Origin of the sequence: uncultured Sulfitobacter sp. (assembly GCF_947499945.1) — a bacterium.
Taxonomy (GTDB): domain Bacteria; phylum Pseudomonadota; class Alphaproteobacteria; order Rhodobacterales; family Rhodobacteraceae; genus Sulfitobacter.
Genome location: NZ_CANMQD010000004.1, coordinates 114,054 through 136,523, shown reverse-complemented (window position 1 = coordinate 136,523; position 22,470 = coordinate 114,054). Strand labels below are relative to the sequence as shown.

General features: G+C 55.2%; 18 protein-coding genes and 1 pseudogene. 10 read left to right on the top strand and 9 right to left on the bottom strand.

All coding sequences use genetic code 11. The annotated features are described in order from the left end of the window. Positions 1-222: 222 nt before the first annotated feature. The 3 genes and pseudogenes from Q0775_RS16160 (at position 223) to Q0775_RS16145 (ending at position 3,191) form a co-directional block, all read left to right on the top strand. Positions 223-915 carry a hypothetical protein gene (locus tag Q0775_RS16160; protein WP_298863222.1) on the top strand — a complete coding sequence of 231 codons (693 nt, stop codon included), beginning with the start codon at positions 223-225 and terminating at the stop codon, positions 913-915. 82 nt (positions 916-997) lie between these two features. Further along, positions 998-1,841 (top strand): annotated as a pseudogene (locus Q0775_RS20010) (isocitrate lyase/phosphoenolpyruvate mutase family protein). A gap of 93 nt (positions 1,842-1,934) precedes the next feature. After that, on the top strand, positions 1,935-3,191 hold the full coding sequence (locus Q0775_RS16145; protein WP_298863213.1) for a sodium:proton antiporter: 1,257 nt from the start codon (positions 1,935-1,937) through the stop codon (positions 3,189-3,191). Positions 3,192-3,198: 7 nt separating this feature from the next. On the opposite strand, the gene pgi is transcribed toward Q0775_RS16145, so the two are convergent. From pgi to zwf, 3 genes are read right to left on the bottom strand one after another with little or no spacing between them, the layout of a single operon-like run. Then, on the bottom strand, positions 3,199-4,788 hold the full coding sequence (gene pgi / locus Q0775_RS16140; protein ID WP_298863211.1) for a glucose-6-phosphate isomerase: 1,590 nt from the start codon (positions 4,786-4,788) through the stop codon (positions 3,199-3,201). Next, positions 4,785-5,459: a 6-phosphogluconolactonase gene (pgl, locus tag Q0775_RS16135; protein ID WP_298863206.1), complete on the bottom strand. Its 675-nt coding sequence runs from the start codon at positions 5,457-5,459 to the stop codon at positions 4,785-4,787. The genes pgi and pgl overlap by 4 nt, the downstream gene beginning before the upstream one ends. After that, positions 5,456-6,925 carry a glucose-6-phosphate dehydrogenase gene (gene zwf, locus Q0775_RS16130; protein WP_298863203.1) on the bottom strand — a complete coding sequence of 490 codons (1,470 nt, stop codon included), beginning with the start codon at positions 6,923-6,925 and terminating at the stop codon, positions 5,456-5,458. The genes pgl and zwf overlap by 4 nt, the downstream gene beginning before the upstream one ends. 246 nt (positions 6,926-7,171) lie before the next feature. On the opposite strand from zwf, the gene Q0775_RS16125 reads away from it, so the two are divergent. Next, complete coding sequence (locus Q0775_RS16125; RefSeq protein WP_298863200.1) at positions 7,172-8,119, top strand: radical SAM protein; 948 nt, start codon at positions 7,172-7,174, stop codon at positions 8,117-8,119. A gap of 3 nt (positions 8,120-8,122) precedes the next feature. On the opposite strand, the gene Q0775_RS16120 is transcribed toward Q0775_RS16125, so the two are convergent. Beyond that, positions 8,123-9,187: a DUF2855 family protein gene (locus Q0775_RS16120; protein ID WP_298863197.1), complete on the bottom strand. Its 1,065-nt coding sequence runs from the start codon at positions 9,185-9,187 to the stop codon at positions 8,123-8,125. A gap of 239 nt (positions 9,188-9,426) precedes the next feature. Here Q0775_RS16120 and gyrA point away from each other — a divergent pair, with 239 nt between their 5' ends. Beyond that, positions 9,427-12,219: a DNA gyrase subunit A gene (gene gyrA / locus Q0775_RS16115; RefSeq protein ID WP_298863194.1), complete on the top strand. Its 2,793-nt coding sequence runs from the start codon at positions 9,427-9,429 to the stop codon at positions 12,217-12,219. A gap of 376 nt (positions 12,220-12,595) precedes the next feature. On the opposite strand, the gene Q0775_RS16110 is transcribed toward gyrA, so the two are convergent. The 3 genes from Q0775_RS16110 to Q0775_RS16100 are packed head-to-tail and all read right to left on the bottom strand — an operon-like array spanning position 12,596 to position 16,021. Further along, positions 12,596-14,071, bottom strand: coding sequence for a carboxypeptidase M32 (locus tag Q0775_RS16110; protein ID WP_298863192.1), 1,476 nt, complete (start codon positions 14,069-14,071; stop codon positions 12,596-12,598). Further along, the gene (gene ctaA / locus Q0775_RS16105) at positions 14,068-15,219 is read right to left on the bottom strand and encodes a heme A synthase (protein WP_298863189.1); all 1,152 of its coding nucleotides are present in this window, start codon (positions 15,217-15,219) and stop codon (positions 14,068-14,070) included. The genes Q0775_RS16110 and ctaA overlap by 4 nt, the downstream gene beginning before the upstream one ends. A 55-nt stretch (positions 15,220-15,274) precedes the next feature. Continuing rightward, entirely contained in the window at positions 15,275-16,021 is a 747-nt protein-coding gene (locus Q0775_RS16100) for an RNA methyltransferase (protein WP_298863186.1), read from the bottom strand. Positions 16,022-16,141: 120 nt separating this feature from the next. On the opposite strand from Q0775_RS16100, the gene Q0775_RS16095 reads away from it, so the two are divergent. Next, the gene (locus tag Q0775_RS16095) at positions 16,142-16,765 is read left to right on the top strand and encodes a thiamine phosphate synthase (RefSeq protein ID WP_298863183.1); all 624 of its coding nucleotides are present in this window, start codon (positions 16,142-16,144) and stop codon (positions 16,763-16,765) included. A 4-nt stretch (positions 16,766-16,769) separates the two neighbouring features. Here Q0775_RS16095 and Q0775_RS16090 read toward each other — a convergent pair whose 3' ends face one another. Beyond that, on the bottom strand, positions 16,770-17,939 hold the full coding sequence (locus Q0775_RS16090; protein WP_298863179.1) for a HupE/UreJ family protein: 1,170 nt from the start codon (positions 17,937-17,939) through the stop codon (positions 16,770-16,772). On the opposite strand from Q0775_RS16090, the gene Q0775_RS16085 reads away from it, so the two are divergent. The 4 genes from Q0775_RS16085 (at position 17,938) to Q0775_RS16070 (ending at position 21,419) form a co-directional block, all read left to right on the top strand. Further along, positions 17,938-18,756 (top strand): DUF4198 domain-containing protein, encoded by an 819-nt coding sequence (locus tag Q0775_RS16085; RefSeq protein ID WP_298863177.1) that lies wholly within the window; start codon positions 17,938-17,940, stop codon positions 18,754-18,756. The genes Q0775_RS16090 and Q0775_RS16085 overlap by 2 nt on opposite strands. Before the next feature lie 48 nt (positions 18,757-18,804). Further along, positions 18,805-19,683: a PfkB family carbohydrate kinase gene (locus Q0775_RS16080; protein WP_298863175.1), complete on the top strand. Its 879-nt coding sequence runs from the start codon at positions 18,805-18,807 to the stop codon at positions 19,681-19,683. Further along, a complete protein-coding gene (locus tag Q0775_RS16075; protein ID WP_298863172.1) occupies positions 19,680-20,591 on the top strand; it encodes a pseudouridine-5'-phosphate glycosidase in 912 nt (303 codons plus the stop codon). The genes Q0775_RS16080 and Q0775_RS16075 overlap by 4 nt, the downstream gene beginning before the upstream one ends. 87 nt (positions 20,592-20,678) lie before the next feature. Then, positions 20,679-21,419, top strand: coding sequence for a DUF502 domain-containing protein (locus tag Q0775_RS16070; protein ID WP_298863169.1), 741 nt, complete (start codon positions 20,679-20,681; stop codon positions 21,417-21,419). On the opposite strand, the gene Q0775_RS16065 is transcribed toward Q0775_RS16070, so the two are convergent. Next, on the bottom strand, positions 21,416-22,450 hold the full coding sequence (locus tag Q0775_RS16065) for a patatin-like phospholipase family protein (RefSeq protein ID WP_298863166.1): 1,035 nt from the start codon (positions 22,448-22,450) through the stop codon (positions 21,416-21,418). The genes Q0775_RS16070 and Q0775_RS16065 overlap by 4 nt on opposite strands. Positions 22,451-22,470: the final 20 nt, after the last annotated feature.

Genomic DNA, 22,470 nt, shown 5'->3' with positions numbered 1-22,470 from the left:
AAGGTCGTGAAAAAAGGACAACCGTTTAATCTCAATTCAACAAAGGGATATGTGATAGTATCTAATGCCTTGATAGCACGGGTTTGCTCTTGTTATCTGCTCCAGCTAAAATTCAATTCAAAACAGCGATTTTGCATCAGTCCGTGATACAGGGCAGCTGTGAACCGAATTGAAACGTTTATTCGTCAAAACCAACACATTCTTATTGCTGTTGGAGTTTTAATGCGCCTCATTATTTATGTTCTGATCGTCATTCCCTTTGTTCAGGTCGCTTATGCCGAAGCTGTTCGGGGGAGTTTGTTCCTGTCCACGCCTCTTACAACAAGAGCAACTGCTTCAGGCACGTTTATTGGCCGTGCCGAGGGCGGGTTGTTTGCGGAACGTCCCGTCCATACACCCGCCTTTGCACAAGACATCCCCCGCCATCTGCGCGGATCTGACATCGACCTGATCCGAGATTTGATACAGGAAGCGGAGTCGCGCCGCGACGGGTATGATGCAGTTCAGCATGGTGCGCGGATCAAACCTGAAAAACCCCCGACGGAAATGACCCTTGCCGAGATTTTTGCATGGATTGATGCGACCCCGAACCAGCCGCATGCCATTGGACGCTATCAGTTTATTCCCAAAACCCTTCGCCGCGTGGTAGATAAGATTGGCGCAAAGCCCAGCCAAAACTTCACTCCCGCGCTACAAGATGAGTTGGCCGATGTTTTACTGGTAGAAGCTGGGCTGAACCGTTTTCGTGCAGGTGCTCTCGACCGGACGGGATTTATGAACAATCTTGCGAAAATCTGGGCGGGACTGCCCAATTCATCAGGCAAATCGCACTATGACGGATATGCGGGAAACAAGGCATCGGTGACTTGGGCGCGATTTGACGCAGTCATGACGCGTATCTCTCCACAGCTTTAAATTGCCAAAAACTGTCGGAGGTCTTATTCGCCATGAGGGTGATTACCTGATATAGGGAGCGCAACTCGGTAAGGATGCGTTGATGCCTACTCAGCAAGAAAAATTCGCCCGCTTTAAAGCGCTGCATGAACAAGATGGCGCATTTGTTATGCCAAATCCGTGGGATGCGGGATCCGCGCGCATCCTGACCGCAGCAGGGTTTCATGCATTGGCCACGACCAGCGCCGGCTATGCATTCTCTGTAGGAAAGCGGGATTCCTTTGCTGGCCTGAGCCGTGACGAAATCCTTTCCAATGCAGCGGCCATTGTCGCGGCAACCGATCTGCCCGTATCAGCAGACCTTGAAGATGGGTTTGGACATGATTCTGCAACCTGTGCCGACACTGTGAGCAAAGCTTGTGATATTGGCCTTGTCGGCGGTTCGATTGAGGATGCAACAGGTGATCCTGATCAGCCGATCCTTGAGATGTCACTTGCTGTTGCGCGTATTGCTGCAGCTGCGCAAGCGCTGAAAGCGCAAACCTTTTTTGCTTACGGCGCGCGCGGAAAACTTCATCTGTGGGCGTCCAGACTTAAACGATACGATCAGACGCTTACAGGCCTATGCGCAGGCAGGCGCTGATGTTCTATTTGCGCCGGGTTTGCCGGACTTAAAAACCATTCAGACAGTCTGCCAAGAAGTCGGGAAACCAGTCAATGTATTGATGGGTCTAAGCGGCCCGACGTTCAGCGTGCGGGAATTGAGTGATGCAGGTGTGGCGCGGGTCAGTGTTGGCGGCTCTTTTGCAAGAGCGGCCTCCGCTGCTTTATTAAATGCTGCTAAAGAGGTGATGATATTTGGCACTTTCAACTATGCAGCGGACGCTATTCCCGATGCCGAACTAGCGGCACTTATGGAACAGACCAAGGCCGCTGATCGCGTTTGATCGCAGTGACCAAATACGTCAGCTCTGTGCAAAGCATTGCGCCTCCCCAACAGCCGTGCAACCAAAGCGGCCGACACAATTGGAGCGCGGCCTATGACATTTTTACAAATAACATCGCTTCTCATTGTGCTCGCGGGTGGATTTGGGGCAATCAACCATCTGTTTCTCAAGATGCCATCGGCGATTGGCGTTCTGGTTGTGTCCTTGCTGGCCTCATTTGTGTTGCTGGGCGCTGATCTGGTTTTCCCTTCGCTTGGCATTGCCGACACAGTGCGCGGGATCGTGACGGGCATTGATTTCTCCGAGGCGCTGCTCGAAGGGATGCTGGGGCTTTTGCTGTTCGCCGGAGCACTTCACGTCAAATTGGGTGATCTAAAAGCGCAATGGCGTGTTGTGTTTCTTATGGCGACACTCGGGATTGCGCTCTCTACTGTCATCGTCGGTTTCGGATTTTCATGGCTCACGGGGATGCCGCTGCTGGTGGCGATGGTGTTTGGCGCCTTGATTTCGCCCACCGATCCTGTCGCTGTCTTGGGTGTTTTGCGCGAGGCGGATTTGCCCAAAGCGTTGGAAACCAAAATCGCGGGCGAGAGCCTGTTTAACGACGGTGTCGGATATGTTGTATTTTTGGTGCTGGTCGGGCTCGCCTTCCCTGCCGCAGATGCCCATGGTCCTGCTTCCAACCCTTTGGCTGGTGCGGCAATTCTATTTTTCCAAGAGGCTGTAGGAGGTGCTGTTCTCGGACTTGTGCTAGGGTGGCTGACGTTCCGTGTGATGCGCCGCATCGACGACTACCCGCTCGAAGTGTTGCTGACTCTTGGCCTTGCCTTTGGCGGATATGAGTTAGCGGTCTGGCTCCATGTTTCAGCGCCGATTATGGCAGTTTGCGCGGGGTTATTGATTGGAGATGTGGGCACATCCAAGGGAATGTCAGAGCAAACCCGCACCTATGTCGCAGGATTTTGGGAGCTGATTGACGAGATTTTGAATGCGGTATTGTTCCTGCTCATTGGGTTTGAAGTCTTTGCAATTGCCTTTGATGATAATGTGCTGCTCACTGCGACGGCGGCGATTGCATTGGCATTGCTCGCACGTTTTGTAGCTGTCGCTGTGCCGATCACCCTTTTGCGCCCCTTCCGCAGTTTTAATGCTGGTGTCATTCCAATCATGACTTGGGGCGGTCTGAAGGGGGGCATTTCTGTCGCCCTCGCCCTGTCGTTGCCTGAGGGGGAATGGAAGCCGCTGATCCTGACCTGTACCTATGTCGTCGTCATATTTTCGATCATCGTGCAGGGGCTGACGGTTGCCCGATTGGCCAACCGCGTTGGACGCGCTCCCGACATGATGTAGCGCAAATTCAGGCGCTGTGGCGGTGAATAAAATCAACTAATGCAGCGGTTGAGCTGTCTTCGCCAGATGTGTCTTTTGTGCCGTCGACTACCGGTTGCAATGTCGTTGCCAGCTCTTTGCCCAACTCGACCCCCCATTGATCAAACGAGATAATGTCGAGGATGACCCCTTCTACAAAAACGCGGTGCTCATAGAGCGCGATGATCTGGCCCAAAGTGAACGGATCAAGCTGGGGATAGAGCAGCGTTGTAGAAGGCCTGTTGCCAGGGAACACGCGGTGGCAGGCCTGCCGCTCAAGGTCATCGCCCTCAAACCCTTTTGCCGCCACGATCGCGCGCGCTTCGTCCAGAGTGCGCCCCTGCATCAGCGCCTTTGATTGCGCGAGGCAGTTGGCCACAAGCAACTGGTGATGATGGGCCAGCTCAGGCTCATGGCCCTGGGCCGCAAGCATGAATTCACAAGGGATCACCCGCGTCCCTTGGTGGATCAGCTGATAAAATGCATGCTGGCCATTGGTGCCGGAGGCGCCCCAGACAACGGGGCCGGTATGGCGTGGACTGTCGTCGCCGCTGCGCATCACACCCTTGCCGTTAGATTCCATTTCGAGCTGTTGGAGATAACTGGGCAGCATGTTCAAACGCTCGTCGTAAGGTAAAACCGCACGGGTGGCATAGTCGCAAATCTGGTTGTGCCAGATGCCCACAAGCGCCAGCAGCACAGGCAGGTTTTCCTGCAGATCAGCCGCACGGAAATGCCTGTCCATATCCTGTGCCCCGCGCAAGAAGGCATCAAAGGCTTTCGGCCCGATGGCGATCATCAAAGACAGGCCGATTGGCCCCCACATCGAATAGCGCCCCCCGACCCAATCCTGAAATCCGAAGACATGGGCAGGATCGATGCCGAATTCTACCGTCTTGTCTGGTGCCGTGCTCAGGGCGGCAAACTGCTTGGCCGGATCGCCGCCGTGGTCGATCATCCATGCTCGTGCTGTACGCGCATTTGTCATCGTCTCGATTGTGGTGAAGGTTTTGGAGGCGACAATCACCAGCGTCGTCTTGGCATCAAGATCGCGCAACTTGTCCGCAATATCAGCGCCATCAACGTTGGAGACGAAATGGCAGCGCGGCCCGTCATGATACGGTGCCAGTGCGCAAACCGCCATCGCAGGCCCCAAATCCGAACCTCCAATGCCAATGTTCACCACATCGGTAAAGTGACCGCCGCGAATTTTTTCAGCAAAAGTGCGCATGGCGGCCAAAGTATCCAGCACTTCCGGCATGACATCCGCACCGTCGACCATGACCGGTTCACCATCGAGGTTGCGCAAGGCGGTATGGAGCACGGCGCGGTCTTCAGTCTCGTTTATCCGCGCGCCCTGAAACATTGCTTCGCGCGTCTCGGGCACTTTCATCTCGCTGGCCAATGCCAGAAGTGCTTCAAGTGTTTCCGCATCAATGTTGGTCTTGGAAAAATCGAAGTACATATCACCCGCTTGCGCGGAAAAGTTCTTTGCGCGGCTGGGATCTTCGAACAATTGCTTGATCGGGCGATCGTTTACAGCTTGGTGTTTGTCGGCCAGTGCATTCCAGTGGTTCATGACGCGCTCCAATGCACAGTTGCGTTTGGCAGCACTGTGTTCACTGGGGCAAGCGCCTCTGACAGTGACGCAGCACGCTCCAAAGCGGCGCGTTTGTCTGTGCCTGTAATCAACAGATGTGTGTCCAAAGCACTGCGTAATGCAGGCGCCGTCAAGCTGAACCGCATCACTGCCTGCCCTGCCATACGAACGGGCAAGAACATAGGTGCATCGGTCGCCATCGCTTCTTCCAGACCCGCAGCGCCGGGAAAAAGCGACGCGGTATGCATGTCGGCGCCCATCCCCAATAGCATGACATCAATAGGTTGCAGTGCAGACAGATTATCAGACAGAGCCGCTGCTGCCGCATCAATCTCGGAGTCTGCAGTATAATACGGGGTGAAAACTGCTTTGGCCGCTTTGCCGGTCAGCAAACGTGCGCGGATAAGAGCTGCGTTTGACTGCGCGTGCGTCTCTGGAACCCAACGCTCGTCCGTAAGCAGGACATGCACTCGGGACCAATCCAGGTCGATGTCACTCAATGCATCAAATACCGGACCTGGCGTGGTGCCACCTGGCACGGCAAAAGTCACTTTGGCAGATGCGTCCAATGCCTTTTGAAGAGAGGCCGCAAGCGCCTTTGCTACTTTGCCCATCATCTGTGGGGCCGATGGATATTCAATCAGTTTCATTCAGTCACCTGTCGCCATGCGCGCCCTTCACGGCGCAAGAGTTCTGTTGCATCAATGGGGCCATTGCTGCCGTTTTCATAAGGTTTTGGCACTTCGTTGCGCGACCGCCAGCCTTCGATGATCGGATCGGTCCACGCCCAAGCAGCTTCAACCTCGTCCCCGCGCATGAACAAAGTCTGGTTGCCACGGATCACATCCATAATTAGCCGCTCATATGCATCGACATGCTCGACATCGTCAGGATTTATTGCCTCGGCATAAGACATATCCAACGGTACATCGATCAGGCGCATACCGCCCGGACCCGGCTCCTTGATGGTCACGCCGAGGGTAATCCCCTCATTGGGTTGCAAGCGGATAGACAGCACATTACGGTGGCGACCTGCATCATCGCCAAAAATGCTGTGCGGCGTGTCTTTGAACACCACGGTGATCTCGGAGGAGCGCGCGGCCATACGTTTGCCCGTGCGCAGATAAAACGGGGTCCCTGCCCATCGCCAATTGCTGATTTCCGTGCGCAGGGCGATAAAGCTTTCTGTGCGCGACCGCGGGTTATCAACAGCTGTCCGGTAACCCGGGCTGCCCTCTGGATCAGCTGGATCAGCCTCATATTGGCCGCGCACGATGTGGTAAGGTGCTACAGGATCAAGGGCGCGAATAACTTTAAGCTTTTCATCGCGCACAGCATCAGGAGAAAAACGTGCCGGCGGTTCCATCGCGATCAGGCAGAGCAGCTGCATCAGATGGTTTTGCACCATGTCGCGCATAGCACCTGATTGATCGTAATACTCGCCACGTCCGCCAACGCCGACTGTCTCGGCTACGGTGATCTGGATGTGATCGACATATTGGCTGTTCCACAACGGCTCGAACAGCATATTGCCAAACCGGACAGCCATAAGGTTCTGAACCGTCTCTTTGCCAAGATAGTGGTCGATGCGGTAAATCTGGTCTTCGTTGAAATACGTGGCCAGCGTCTTATTCAACGCACGCGCAGTCTCTAGATCGCGACCAAAAGGTTTTTCCACAACGATCCGTGCCTGATCATCGGCCATGCTCCATTTTTGAAGCCGCTCCGCAATATCGCCGAACAAGGAAGGTGCGACAGAGAAGTAGTAGACCTCGACGCGGTCCGTCCCCGCCATAAAGGCCTGCAATTCGGGCCAGCCCTGTTCGCCCAAGGCGTCAATGGCGACATATTCGAGCTGTTTCAGGAACCCTTCAAGTTGTGCCGCCTCATAGGGTTGGCCGCCGCCAAACTCGTCAATCGCTTCGCGCACCATGTCGCGGTAGCCTGCGGTGTCCATCTCACTTCGCGCGGCACCGATGACCCGCGCGTCACTTGGCATCTGACCTGAGCAATATCTGCGAAACAGGCCCGGCAAAATTTTGCGCCGCGCCAGATCACCCGTGCCGCCAAAGATCACCAGATCAAACAAATCAACAGGTATTACGCGAGAGACCATAACTTTTGCCTTATATTTCTTACGCCATTGGACATGAGTTGTGTTGTCAAATACTACCCCGCCAGAGCGTGTTTGGAACCGCCAAATACGCGCCTAACGGATTAATACCACCACATGTTAGCGCAAACATATACAAATTTCCACAGTTCACAAGAACGTGCAGAGCCTAACTGGGTCTTTTCTTGACCCTAGCAATGTCATACCCAAGGCGAAACGAAGAGATATGAGATTAAGAGGTCACGCCCGATGAAAGATATACCCTTGGCCAATCACGGGAAATTTCAAGATCCCAAGCTGACAGCCAAAGGCGAAGATCGCGCGACAGTTGCCTTGAGTAATCCGCAAACTTTGTGGTTCAACACTGGCACGCTGTGCAATATCGAGTGTGCCAACTGCTATATCCTGTCCAGCCCGACCAATGACGCGCTGGTTTATATCACTGCGGATGAAGTGCGCGATTACCTCAACCAGCTTGAGGTGCGGAACTGGGGTGTGCGCGAGATTGCCTTTACGGGTGGCGAGCCGTTTATGAACCCCCAGATGATCGAAATCACCGAAGCTTCGCTTGAGCGCGGTTATGATGTTCTGATCCTGACCAATGCCATGCTGCCCATGATGCGCAAGAAGATGCGTGAAGGGTTGCTGCGACTACAGGCCGCCTACCCTGATAAGCTGACATTGCGGATTTCAGTCGATCACTACAATCGTAAATTGCACGATGCGGAGCGTGGCGATGGCAGTTTTGACAAGACACTTATTGGCATGAAATGGCTTTCTGATAACGGATTTACCATGGCTGTCGCGGGACGCTCGGTTTTCGCCGATACGGATAGCGACAGCCGCGCAGGATACGCGGCGTTTTATGCAGAGAATGACTTTAACATCGACGCGTACAATCCTGCAGTCACTGTGCTTTTTCCAGAAATGGATGAAGCGGTGGAAGTCCCTGAAATTACCACAGCATGTTGGGGCATCTTGGATAAATCACCTGACGCGGTGATGTGCGCCTCCTCCCGTATGGTGGTCAAAAGGCGCGGTGCAGATAAACCCGCTGTGCTGGCTTGTACCCTGCTGCCCTATGCCGCTGAGTTTGAATTGGGTGAAACGCTTGAGGAGGCAGAGCGCGATGTGGCGCTCAACCATCCTCATTGTGCAAAGTTTTGCGTTTTGGGTGGAGCAAGTTGCTCCGCCTGATCGCTAAAGCTGAATGATATGACCATCGCGCGGATTGGCGGTGCCATCAGCTAACGCACTATAAACAGCCGCCGCCTCGCCGATCCCGTCATGGACCTTTACGTTGAGCCAGCCTCCCGCATCACCGGCCAGCCGTTTCCAAGCTTGGGTGATTTGTTTTTCCATCACACCTGGTCCCCATTCTTCTCGGCGTTTGGCGATCTGGGCCGGCGCGAAAAAGAACTGCGGCTTGACCCCTTCCACCACATTTTGGGGATTGAACTGGTCCCAATGGCTGATCCCCACGGCGGAGGAATGTTTTAGATGTGCGCCAAGTGTGCTGTGCACCTCCGCCTTTACAGCAGCATTGCCGGACATATCCACATAGACGGAGGACTGCTGCGGCAGTTTGGCAATCTCGTCATAGGTCAGCACCAGATCACAAGCACCCAGCCCTTCAACAAAGGCGCGGTTGCGCTCTGACGTAAGTCCGATGATTTTGTAGGTGCGGTCTTCGGGTTCGGCCAGATACTTACACAGCCCCAACCCTGTTTTGGAGGAAGCCGAACCAACGATAATTTGGTCGGCCCCGAAGCGCTGATTGTCCATTAACCAGTCAAACAGCAGATAGGAGGTTGCCAGCAGCGGCTGAAGCAAGGCCCGCATATGGTCCTGTGCCTTCTCTGCGCTGCGCACGGGGGTATAGCGGTTATAAACCGCAGGTAGCTCTGCACGGTGTGGAGCGGCATCAATAAAACCACCATGACCGTCTTTCTCTGCGGTGATCACTAATTCTTCAGCCAGCGGATAGAATCCGTAAAGGCGCGTGCCAACGGCCAGATAGTCGCTATTGCTTTCGATGACTTCTGCCGTGCCCCAGACAGGCACTAGCCCCATGCCATCGATGCCCGTGGGAAAGAAGTGCCAATAGCCGATGGCAAAACCCGAGGCCGCATAAGTCACGTTGTTGGCCGTGAGCGCAAAACTCTCTAACTTTAGCCGCGCCTGCCCTGCTCCGCAGGAATCTGGCGCCACATCTTCCAGCCGTGTTTCAGTGATGGTTTTATGATCCGTAAGCAAGCGTTGCACAGCATCTCTCCCTTTGGTTTTTGATACCTTAGACCATGATTTTGACGACTGAACTGTAACGTGGCGTCAGAGGTACACAACGCTACTGTTCGGACAACCATATGTCCCGCAAAGGACTGAGAGTAATTGTTATTTTAGATCAGCACCTTACCGTAAGGGGTGAAGATCAAGGGACTTCAGAGGCGCAATAGGATTGCACCTCATATGGGCTTCGCGCTATAGTATATCGCAAGATATAGATGACATCAGCCAAGCTGGGACAGACTTTGACCGATACGCCGGAAACACCTGAAAACGCAGACGAAAACCTCCCCGCACGGCCCGTTTATGACGGCCCATCGGTGACGATCGAGCACGAGATGCGCACCAGCTATCTCGACTATGCGATGTCAGTCATTGTATCGCGCGCGATCCCTGACTTGCGTGATGGTCTGAAACCCGTTCACCGCCGCATCCTGTATGCGATGCACGAGGCGGGCAATACGCACGACAAAGCGTACCGTAAATCGGCGCGCGGCGTTGGCGATGTAATGGGTAAATATCACCCGCATGGCGACTCAGCGATCTATGACGCACTTGTCCGCATGGCGCAGGATTTTGCAATGTCGCTGCCTCTGCTCGACGGCCAAGGCAACTTTGGCTCGATGGATGGCGATAACGCCGCTGCTATGCGGTATACTGAAGTGCGGATGGATAAACCTGCTGCATTTTTACTTATGGATATCGACAAAGAAACCGTTGATTTCCAAGACAACTATGACGGCAAAGACCGTGAGCCGACTGTGCTCCCTGCTCGCTTCCCCAACATGCTCGTTAATGGCGCTGGCGGTATCGCGGTGGGTATGGCGACGAACATTCCGCCCCATAACCTCGGCGAAGTGATTGATGCCTGCCTTGCGCTGATCGAAAACCCCGATCTAACTTCCGAAGACTTGATCGAATATGTGCCCGGCCCCGACTTTCCAACGGGCGGCATCATGCTGGGCCGCTCTGGCGCGCGCAAAGCATACCTTGAGGGGCGCGGCTCCGTCATCGTCCGCTCCAAGACCCGCATCGAGGAAATCCGCAAAGACCGTTGGGCCATTGTCATTGATGAGATCCCTTATCAGGTGAACAAGGCGACGATGATCGAGCGGATCGCGGAGCAAGCCCGCGACAAGAAGATTGAAGGCATCGCCCATGTGCAGGACGAGAGTGATCGCAACGGCGTGCGCGTTGTTGTAGAACTCAAGCGCGATGCAACTGCGGAAGTGGTAATGAACCAGCTGTTCCGCTTTACGCCGATGCAGACTTATTTCGGCTGCAACATGCTGGCGCTCAACGGGGGCCGTCCCGAAACGCTGACCCTGAGACGTTTCCTCACCTGCTTTATCGACTTCCGTGAGGAAGTTGTCGCTCGTCGCACGGCACATCTGCTGCGCAAAGCGCGTGAGCGGTCCCACATCCTGTGCGGTCTGGCTGTGGCCGTCACCAACATCGACGAGATTGTCGCCACCATCCGCTCTTCTGCTGACGCTGCCGAGGCACGCGAAAAGCTGATGACCCGGCGCTGGCCTGCCGAAGACATTTTGCCCTATATCGCGTTGATCGACGATCCCACGCATACCGCAAATTCTGATGGCACCTATAATTTGTCGGAAATTCAGGCCCGCGCCATTCTGGAACTTCGCCTGCAACGTCTGACCCAGATTGGCGTGAACGAAGTAACAACCGAGTTGGAAGAACTGGCAAGCAAGATCAAGGAATACCTCGAGATCCTTGGATCACGCGACCGTATCATGTCGATCATCCGCGACGAGTTGGCAGAAACCCGCGAGCTATTTGCAGTGCCGCGTCGGACCCAGATTGTCGACTGGTCTGGCGACATGGAAGACGAAGACCTGATCGAGAGCGCCGATATGGTCGTAACTGTCACCTCGGGCGGCTATATAAAACGCACGCCACTTGCCGATTTCCGCAGTCAACGCCGCGGCGGCAAAGGTGTGTCCGGCATGGCCACCAAAGAAGAGGATGTTGTCACCACCCTCTTTGTCGCAAATACGCATACGCAACTGTTGTTCTTCACGACGGACGGCATGGTCTACAAGCTCAAGACATGGCGCCTGCCACAGGGCAGCCGCACGGCCAAGGGCAAGGCGATCGTTAACATTCTGCCAATCCCTGTTGGTGTTTCCATAGCAGCGATCATGCCAGTGGACCGAGACGAGAAGGAATGGGATGACTTGCAAGTGGTGTTTGCCACTTCCGCAGGTACAGTGCGCCGCAACAAACTCTCTGATTTCACCAACGTCATGCGTAACGGCAAGATCGCAATGAAATTCGAGGATGAACATGAAGGCACGACGCTGATCAATGCGCGTATTGCCAGCAATGACGACGATGTCATGCTTACGACAAACTCTGGCCGCGCGATCCGCTTCCGTGCGACAGACGTGCGGGTGTTCAACAGCCGCAATTCGGTTGGTGTACGTGGCATCAAACTTTCTGGCGATGACAAGGTTGTTTCCATGTCGATCATTCGTCACTTCGACGCCTCTTCCGAGGAGCGGACGGCCTACCTCAAGATGCGCCGTGCTATGGCAGGACTTGCTGATGAAGTGTCCGAGGATGACGAAGAAACAGCCCCCGCTGATCCAAACTTCTCGAACGAGCGTTACGTCGAGATGTCCGCAGCCGAAAATCTGATCCTCACCATTACAGCAGGCGGCGCGGGTAAGCTTAGCTCAAGCCACGACTATCCCCTGCGCGGACGTGGCGGGATGGGTGTCACAGCAATGGACAAAGCAATGCGCGGCGGCGAGATCGTGGCCTCCTTCCCTGTGGAGATGGACGATCAGATCATGCTCGCCACCTCCAAGGGTCAGTCGATCCGCGTGCCGGTTGAAGGTATTTCCTTCCGCTCACGCTCCGCAGGTGGTGTGAAGGTCTTTGATACTGGCAAGAACGAAGTTGTCGTGTCTGTGGCTTGGATTGCGGATCAAGGGGACGAGGCCGAGGGCGAAGACGCTGGTGACATTAGCGACGCCGAGTAAGCCTCTCATTAAAAATAATAAAAAAGCCGCTTCAACCTGAGGCGGCTTTTTTTGTGTCAGAGTTTGTATGAATGTTGGTACTGGGAGCTCTACTTACCTCAACCAGCAGAAAAGCCGACCGCGGAGCATCTTCGCATGCTTTGCCGCTGTCGTAATATCCGGACATTTCCGCACGGGACCAATACCCCCCGTCAGTGTAAAATACGAAGTCGCTCTCGCACATGCCTATCCAACCAATAAGATAGTAGCGAAACAAAGAACCGTCAGGGCTAACGCAGATTTCGACGTTCTGTCGTTTATCTTCGGCTTCGAGGGTCCGGATCACTATCCATTCGGGGGAGAGAGCCTCGTTGGGCATCTATTTGTAAGGCGCATGTTAAAGATCATAAATATCGCTGAATTTCTTTTTGAGATATGCCAACAGCGGTGCCTCGCTCGGCGCGACACCTGCCGCGCGTTCAATCACCTCACGCGGCTCATATAGTCCGCCATGGGTTTGCACATTATCGCGCAGCCATGCTGTCGCCGCCGAGGTATCCCCCTTGGCCAAGTTCGCATCCAGATCCGGCACCGCTTTGCGCATCGCCTCGTTCAGACAGCCCGCATAAACGTTGCCCAAGCTGTACGTCGGAAAATACCCGAACAGGCCCACGGACCAATGAACATCCTGTAACACGCCGTTTGACGGTTTATCGACGGCATAGCCAAAGTCCGCCTCAAAGCGGTCGTTCCACGCGCCCTCAAGCTCGCTCACCTGCAAATCGCCGGCCATCAAAGCGCGTTCAAGATCAAAGCGTAGCAAGACATGGAGGTTGTACTGCAACTCGTCCGCTTCTGTGCGGATGAAGCCATCACCGACACGGTTCACCGTGGCATAAAACGCCTCTTCATCCTTCACGCCGAAATCACCAAAGGCATCTTTCATCTGACCAAAGAGCCAGCCTGTGAAAGCGCGGCTGCGGCCGATCTGGTTTTCGTAGATACGGCTTTGGCTTTCGTGCACACCCATACTCACGCCATTCCCCAGCGGGGTCAGCAGGTGATTGAGATGGATGTTCTGCTCATAAGTGGCGTGGCCAACCTCATGAATTGTTGAATAGAAACAGTTAAACGGGTCTTTGACATTTGTGCGCGTTGTGATGCGCACGTCCAATCCAGAACCGCTTGAGAACGGATGCACGGCCTTGTCGACACGGCCCCGTGTCATGTCATAGCCGAACCCCTTGGCAAGCTGGCGCGTCAGTTTCATTTGCGCGCCTTCGTCAAAGTCCCCGGTCAGAGGCGCTACAGGCGCTGCCTCCCGCACAGCGGCGCGCAACTCTGACAAAACAGGCCGCATGGAGCCGAACATTGCTTCCAGATTAGCGCCAGTTGTCCCCGGCTCATAATCCTCCAGCATGGCGTCATAGACATCGCCACCTGCGGCCAACGCTTGGCCTTCTTCGCGCTTGAGCATGATCACCTCGGCCAATGTGGGCGCGAAAGCTTTGAAATCATCTGCGGCGCGTGCTTCGGCCCAGATGCCCTGAGCGGCGGAAGTCACTTTGGCGAGCTTGGTAGCAAGGGCTGCTGGCACTTTGTTCGTGCGCTCGAAACTGCGGCGTATGTGGCGCATGTTGGCTTGGCCCACGGTGTCCAGCGTCTCATCATCAATTGCTGACAGCCAATCGCCCACTTTAGGATCAATGCGCCGCGCATGCAGCGCAGACTCCATCGCGGCCATTTCCTCCGCCCTTTGCGGGGCAGCTCCACGTGGCATCATGGTTTCTTGGTCCCAGCCAAGCCGCCCTGCGACTTGCCCTAACGCTTGGGTATCACGGGTGAATTCCATCAGGTCATCATAGGCGGTCATGTGGTGGCTCCTCTGAGCGAAGTCGCGATGGGGTAAAGGGACAAGTGGCGTGCCCGCAAGATCAGGACAAAGCACAACACGGCCAAGCCTTGATGCGCAAGGGCCACGGGCATGATCGCGGCCACCATGACTGTCGTGATGCCCAGAATGACTTGCGCCGTGATGGCAACAAACGCAAGATTGAAGGCGCGGCGCGTCTTTTCATGTGCCGATTTGCGCCCTTTGAGCCAAACAACAATGGCAAAAGCGAACAAGGCATACCCCGTCATGCGGTGGATAAACTGTACCAGACCAGGGTTTTCGATAAAGTTGATCATGAAGGGTTCAAGCACAAAGGCTTGAGGCGGAAAAAACTGACCCGCCATAAGAGGCCAATCGATGTACGTGCGGCCCGCATCAATGCCCGCCACCAATGCGCCGATGATGATTTGCAGGAAGGTAAAGTGCAGCAGACCTGTACTCAAACCGTAAAGCTTTGCTTCCTTCGCGCGGCGCGCTTGCATCAGGTCGCGCTCGGGCCGTCCGAGGTGAAGGGCAAACCATGTGATGAAGCCCATGATGATAAATGCCAGCCCCAGATGCGTGGCAAGGCGTGCGGAATGGACGTCAGTGGTGGCCTCGCCAACAGTTACACCAGAAGAGACCATCCACCAGCCAATCGCGCCCTGTAAACCGCCCAAGCCACCCAAGAGCAGCAAGCGCGGCGTGTAGCCCGTGGGGATCTGACGGCGGAGCAGGAACCAGAAGAAGCCGATGGCCCAGACAAGGCCGATTACGCGGCCCAGCTGTCTGTGACCCCATTCCCACCAATAGATGACTTTAAAATCCGCCAGAGTCATCCAGCTGTTTTGCAATCGAAATTCGTCTATCTCTTGGTATTTCGCGAACTCGGAAGCCCAGTCGGCGGCGTTTAGCGGCGGGATTGATCCCGTCAGCGGACGCCATTCGGTAATGCTCAGGCCACTGTCGGTCAGACGCGTGGCACCTCCTACGAGGATCATCAAAAACACCAGTGCAAACAGCGAGATAAGCCAGTTTCGAATTGATATGCGCGCGCCCTTCCGGCCTGCGTCAATCACCCCTGTAGCGGCGACAGGCTTTGCCGTGGTGGCGCCTACGTCTTCGAATAACTTGCGATTTGTGGCCATAGTAGTCTCCATCGTCTTTTGTCTTCTGTGACGTAATCCTTTGAAGCAGCAGGGTCTAGCCGCGTTCCTTCCATCGGACCATCTGCCGCAAGGTGCCGTGGAAGATTTGCACATCTGCACGGGTCAGCGGCAGGCGGCTCCACATGTTACGCAGGTTTGTCTTCATCGAGGCGGCTTTATGCTCGGGAAAAAAGAAACCTGCCTCCTCCATTCGCTCCTCATAATGCTTGGCCAGATGCTCAATTTCGGAATTGTCGGCCCAGTCGGTTCCCGCCAGACCCTCTGCAACGGGCACCTGATCGCTTTGCAGGCGCATCCATTCATACCCCATAAGCAATACGCATTGCGCAAGGTTGAGAGAGGCAAATTCGGGGTTCACCGGCACTGAAACAATCGCATTGGCACGGCTGATATCATCATTCTCCAGCCCTGCCCGTTCCGGTCCAAACAACACGGCCACCCGCTCCCCGCTTCCGATTTTTTGCGCGGCAAGCTGCATCGCGGCCTCTGGCGTATAAACGGGCTTGCTCATATCCCGGTCTCGTGCCGTGGTGGCAAAGACAAAGCTGCAATCGGCCAAAGCATGCGGCAGATCGGGCGAGAGCCGTGCCGCGTCCAATACACGCCCTGCTCCTGATGCCATGGCGACTGCTGCGGGATTGGGCCAGCCGTCGCGCGGGGCGACTATGCGCATGTGATCAAGGCCGAAATTCAGCATTGCACGGGCGGCAGCGCCAATATTTTCGCCCATTTGCGGGCGTACAAGGACAAAGCTCGGGGCGGAGGGGTGTTCAACTGTCATACCATCCTGTTACCCCACGCCCCTGCCCTTGCCAATATGATGCGACCCTGCGGAATAGAGTTTCCATCCCAACTGCGTTTGCGCTATTGCCACAGCCACGCACAGCAAGGATCGCACATCATGTCAAACGCCCCAGAGCAGCCACAGCTTTACCTTATCACGCCACCTGAGTTGGACCTGACCACCTATACCGACACGCTCGCACGGGTTTTGGACGCGCATCCTGCCGCCTGTGTGCGCCTTGCCCTGTCGAGCAAGGACGAGGATGTTCTGTCACGTGCCGCCGATACCCTGCGTGTGGTAACGGACGCCCGCGAGGTCGCGCTCGTGATTTCGGATCACACACTGCTTGCCGAACGCCTTGGCCTTGATGGTGTGCATTTGTCGGATGCGGCGCGGTCCGTGCGCCATGCACGCAAAGTGCTTGGCCCTGATGCCATTGTGGGCAGTTTCTGCGCAGGCTCGCGCCATGATGGAATGAGCGCTGGCGAAGCGGGTGCTGACTATGTGGCATTTGGTCCGGTACAGGCAACCGCCCTTTATGACGGTGAGATTGCCGAACTGGATATGTTCAAGTGGTGGTCCGAAGTGATCGAAGTGCCCTGCGTGGCCGAGGGCCAGCTTGACACCGCCATGATTGCAAAACTTGCGCCAATGACCGACTTCTTTGGTATCGGGGACGAGATTTGGGGTCAGGACGATCCGGTCGCCGCCCTGACCACACTTTGGTCCGCTATCGGATAGACGCTTACAGAAGCGTCCGCTCGATGACCCAATAGATACCGATCAGTGCAATGATGAGCGACCCTGTCACAGACAGGGCGCGAAACATGACGGGATATTCGGTAACCATTTCCTCAACCCCCTCAAAAGCTGCGCGCCGCGCGGCCATTACCCCTAACCAAATCAGGCCAAAGGCCAATGCGATTACGGTGAGCTGACCCAGCTCAACACCGACATTGAACCCGATGAGCGCGGGAATGAACTGATCCTCGGGCAGACCAAATTCACCCAGCACCGATGCAAAACCGAGACCGTGCAAAAGGCCAAATCCGAAGATCACCGCCGGGCGCCACTTGGTCAGGCCACGGGCAAAGATATTCTCAACCGCGACATAGACAATCGAAGCGGCGATCAGCGGCTCGACGATACTGCCTGGAACATTCACCAGTCCCATCGCTCCGAGCGCAAGTGTGACCGTGTGGGCGAGTGTGAAAGCAGTAACTTGCCAGATCAGCGGACGGAGATGGATCGAAAGAAAGAAAAGTCCCAGAACGAACAGGATATGGTCGAGCCCTTTTGGAAGAATGTGGTCAAAACCAACAGGGATATAGCCCGCAAATGTTTGCCACCCTCCGGCCTGATCCCCGCCACTCAGGGCAATTGCAGGGCTGGAACTGCCGCCCGAGATAAGACCTGTAAACGGCTCATCGACTCCTTGCTGGCGCAAAACCAGATCGCCGCTACCTTCGGGCCATGCCATTGTGACAGTAGATCCGGTAGGCATATCCGCTGTCAGCGTCCATTCAGCAATGCGCGGCAGTTCAATATCTACATCTGACGGCACCATCACATTAACGCTCTCAAGAGAAACCGGCACCCCATCCACGCTCAGCACAGGCAAGGCGTTCCATCCGTCCAGCAATTCGGGTGCGCGGGCAGCCAATGCCTCCGCTGACAAGGCGCGCAGAGCGTCGTAATCCTGCGCTTGGGGTGCATCATTGGTGTCCTCAACGGTATCGAGATCAACGCCAGCGATGAAGGCTTCGAGGTTGATGCGCAGGTTAAGCTCGGCTTGCCCCTCCGTCACGGTCAAGTCTGCAATCGTTGGCACAACTTCGTGTGCGTGCGCTGCACCGCTTGACAACGCCAGCACCAATGCCAGCTTAGAAAGGAGTAAGAGGGAAAACCGTTTCATGAAAATTACCTATATTGTTTCGTTCGCTTGCGCCCTGTTGGCCGCACCAATCGCGTCTGCTCATGAATTCTGGATTGAACCACCAGAGTTTCAAGTGGAAATTGAAAAAGCCTTCACAGCTGACCTGCGAAACGGTGAAAAGTTCAAAGGAACACGACAGTCTTTCTTTGCGGATCGCAATACGCGCTTTGAAGTGATTATGGGTGACGCTGCGGCACCCATCACTGGCCGCATGGGCGACCGCCCTGCGATCCAGTTGCCGGCGCCTGCGCAAGACGGTTTGATGATTCTTGCTCATGAGGCAGCGCCCTCAACCATTACCTACAAGGAATGGCCCAAATTTATGAAATTTGTGGCACACAAGGATTTTAAAGAGGCCGAGGCCATCCACACAGCACGCGGCTGGGCCAAGGAAGGGTTCAAGGAAACCTATACCCGACATTCAAAATCACTCATCGCTGTGGGGGATGGTGCAGGATCAGACCGCGAGTTGGGGTTGGTTACCGAATTTGTTGCGTTGGAAAACCCCTACGCCGCTGATTTTGACGGCACGTTGGACGTCGCTTTGTTTTATAACGGTGAGCCGCGCGCCGATGCCCAAATCGAAGTGTATGAGCGTGATGCCGAGGATAACGTGGCCGTCACCATCACCCGCACGGATGCCACCGGCCGCGCAGCGATTCCGCTTCAGGCTGGTATGGAGTATCTGCTTGATGCTGTAGTCTTGCGCCCTGTTGAGGGCGCGACCAATGCAGAGGATGGGCCCGTTTGGGAGACTCTTTGGGCTTCGTTAACTTTTGCAGTTCCTGCTCCCTAAACAGCTATCGCCTTGCAGACGGCAGGCAGGCGGGTCAAAACCGCAAACATGAAAGAGAACATTGAAATTCTGTGCATCGGCTCTGTCCTCTGGGATGTGATTGGCCGGTGTAGCAACCCCATGCATCTGGGGGCGGACATGCCAGGGCGAATTACCCGTTTGCCTGGCGGTGTTGCGATGAACATAGCCATGGCGCTACGCCGTTTCGGACTGTCGCCAAAACTGCTGAGTGCGGTGGGCCGTGACGTTGAAGGTGACGCGCTGATAGACGCGTGCCATGTGCGCGGCCTTGGCACCGATCTGATCTACCGCTCAGAGGATCTGCCTACGGACCAATATATGGCGGTGGAAGGGGCAAACGGTCTGATTGCGGCGATTGCCGATGCTCATTCTCTGGAAGCTGCTGGCGACAAAATCCTACGCCCGCTGGAAAACCTCTCAGCGCCTTATGCGGGTGCTGTTGCTCTCGACGGGAATTTAACACTTGATCTGCTTTCGCAGATTGCCCGCAGCCCCCTGATGGCCCAAGCAGATCTGCGCGTCGCACCAGCATCGCCCGGTAAGGCGTTGAGGTTAAGTCCTTTTGTTCAATCGGGCCGCGGCACGCTTTACGTAAATCTCGAAGAAGCGGGCCTTTTGTGCCAAACTGAATTTGCGGACTCGGGCCAAGCAGCCGCAAAGTTGCTGGAGCGTGGCGCTGCACGGGCGGTTGTCACCGACGGCGGAAACCCTGCCACCGTGGCCACGCGGGATGGCGCCGTGACGCAACCCCCGCCTGCCGTTTCTGTTATCCGCGTGACGGGTGCCGGTGATACCTTTATGGCTGCCCATATTGCCGCCGAATTGCGCGGTCTTGGCGCTGATGCGGCCCTTTTCGAAGCCCTTAATGCTGCTGCCCTTTATGTTGCCGGAGAAACAAGCATATGATCCCGATCGCGTATTCTGCCGAAGTTAATGCCGCCCGTGCTGCGGGTGATGCTATTGTTGCCCTTGAGAGCACGATCATTACCCATGGCATGCCCTATCCGCAAAACCTTGAGGTGGCCCGTCAGGTTGAGGGCGATATTCGTGCCGCAGGTGCTGTGCCGGCCACGATTGCTGTGATGAATGGCACGCTGCACATCGGATTGAATGATGACCAACTGACCAAATTGGCGCAATCCAAAGGTGTCGCAAAGCTCAGCCGTGCCGATATGGCAGCCTGTATCGCCACAGGCGGGACAGGCGCCACCACAGTTGCCGCAACCATGATCGCCGCGCATCTGGCAGGCATCCATGTCTTTGCAACAGGCGGTATTGGCGGTGTTCACAAAGGCGCTGAGGACAGCTTCGACATCTCCGCCGATCTAATGGAACTTGCCCAAACACCTGTGACCGTTGTCGCTGCAGGGGCCAAGGCCATTCTGGATGTGGCAAAAACCCTTGAAGTACTGGAGACACAAGGCGTGCCTGTGATCGCCTACGGTCAAGATGCGTTTCCTGCCTTTTGGTCCGCGGGCTCCAAACTCAAAGCGCCGTTGCGCATGGATGATCCCGCCCAGATCGCTGCTGCCCACAAGATGCGGAGCGCTCTTGGCCTGCCGGGGGGGCAGCTGATCGCTAATCCGATTCCCAAAGATGCTGAAATTCCTGCAACCGAACTCGCCCCCATTATCGCAACAGCACAGGCGGATGCAGACCGCGCTGGTATCACGGGCAAAGGCGTCACACCCTACCTGCTCCAACGCATTTTCGAGCTGACGGACGGGCGTTCGCTGGAGGCCAATATCGCGCTTGTGCGCAACAATGCGCGTCTGGCTTCAAAGATTGCCCTCGAAATGCGCACCAAGCAATAGATTAGACTGCGCCGAGCCATTGTGACTGGCCCCAGCAGCCCTTAGCTATACCTCTATATTAGCGTTAACACGGATACAGACCCTCAGATGAACACGCCCTTTGATCACGACCCGATTCAGCCGCCCAAACGCGGGCTTTTGGGTCGCTTTCGCGGCAATTTCCTGACGGGATTGGTCGTCATTGCGCCTGTTGGCCTCACGATTTGGCTGATCTGGAGTGTTGTCGGCTGGATTGACGGATTTGTCTTGCCGCTTGTCCCGCTCAAGTATCATCCTGACCGCCTCATTCAGGATCTGCTGGGCCTCGATCCGCTGTCACAGATTAATGTGCGCGGCATCGGTGTAATCATTTTCCTTATTTTCACGGTTTTTGTTGGCTGGTTGGCAAAAGGGATCATCGGGCGCTCTTTTATCCGCTTTGCCGAAAGCCTGGTAGAGCGTACGCCTGTTGTCCGCTCAATCTATTCTGGCATCAAGCAGATTTCTGAAACCATCTTTGCCCAAAATGAGCGTAGTTTTGAGAAGGCCTGCTTGATCGAATATCCTCGAAAAGGTATTTGGGCCATCGGCTTTATCTCTACCGAGGCGAAGGGCGAAATTACCGAGCGCGCGAATACCGACGGCGATATTATGTCGATATTTTTGCCCACCACACCAAACCCTACATCGGGTTTCTTGCTGTTCGTCCCCAAACGCGATGTCATCGAACTGGACATGACCGTTGAGGACTCTGCCAAGCTGGTTATTTCGGCGGGCCTTGTCTATCCAAATTCAAAAACGTTGGAGAGTGGCGGTGCGCCAATTGCCGATTTGAACGGACGCGTTTAGGCGAACATTTCGCGTAGATCGACGCTGCTGCGTTTGCCGATGTTATCAACGTCTGTGCGCAAAAACTGCTCTGCTGCCTCGCAGCCTGCATCTTTCAATTGACCGATAACATGCGGATTTGCCACCATTTTGGTCGCCGCAGACAGTTTCGCCATGAGCACGTCATCCGCAATCATATGAACGCGAACGCGCGCCATATTGTCAGAGGTCAATGTGCCCTCCTCAATCAAACGCTGAACAAAGTCGATCGCACGTAGCTCACGCAAGAGGCTTGAATTAAAGCTGATCTCGTTGATGCGGTTTTGAATTTCACCGGGGGTTGTCGGGATATCATCCCGCTCCAGTGGATTGATGTTAATAATAACGATATCCGCAGGCAGCGACGGATTGAACAGTGGGAAAAGCGCAGGGTTGCCTGTAAAACCGCCATCCCAGAACGCCTCAACGCGGTCCGTGGTCTTGTCATACATTTCGATTGCCTTGAAAACTGTAGGCAAACAGGCAGAGGCCATTAGCGCATTTGGACCAATCTCGGCACCCTCAAAAATTCTGATCTTGCCGTTGCGCACACGGGTTGCGCCCACATAGAAAAGCGGCGCATGGCTGTCACAAACGCGGTCATAGTTGAACTTCTCGACGATATCCTTGAGCGGGTTTTTATAAAGTGCGCCATAGTCATAAGGCGACATCAGACGCGTCACTGCGTTGCCCATGATCACGGGCAGGCTGTATTCGATCTGCTTGCTCAGCGTTGAAAGGCCGAAGGGAGCCATCCAGTCGCCCATTGACAGATCCGTAACCCCGGCAACTTGCATCCACAACCATTCAAGGTTTTCGCGTGCACCTTCGCGACCACCACTAATCATCCCTGCCTTCAAGGCCGCCCCATTGAGTGCCCCTGCAGATGTTCCCGAGATACCCGATATTTCAAGCTCGTCTTCTTGTAACAATCGGTCGAGAACACCCCATGTGAACGCACCGTGCGCACCTCCCCCTTGAAGGGCGAGGTTGATCTTTTTGGTCTTTGCCATGATGCCGCGCCCCTTTGGGA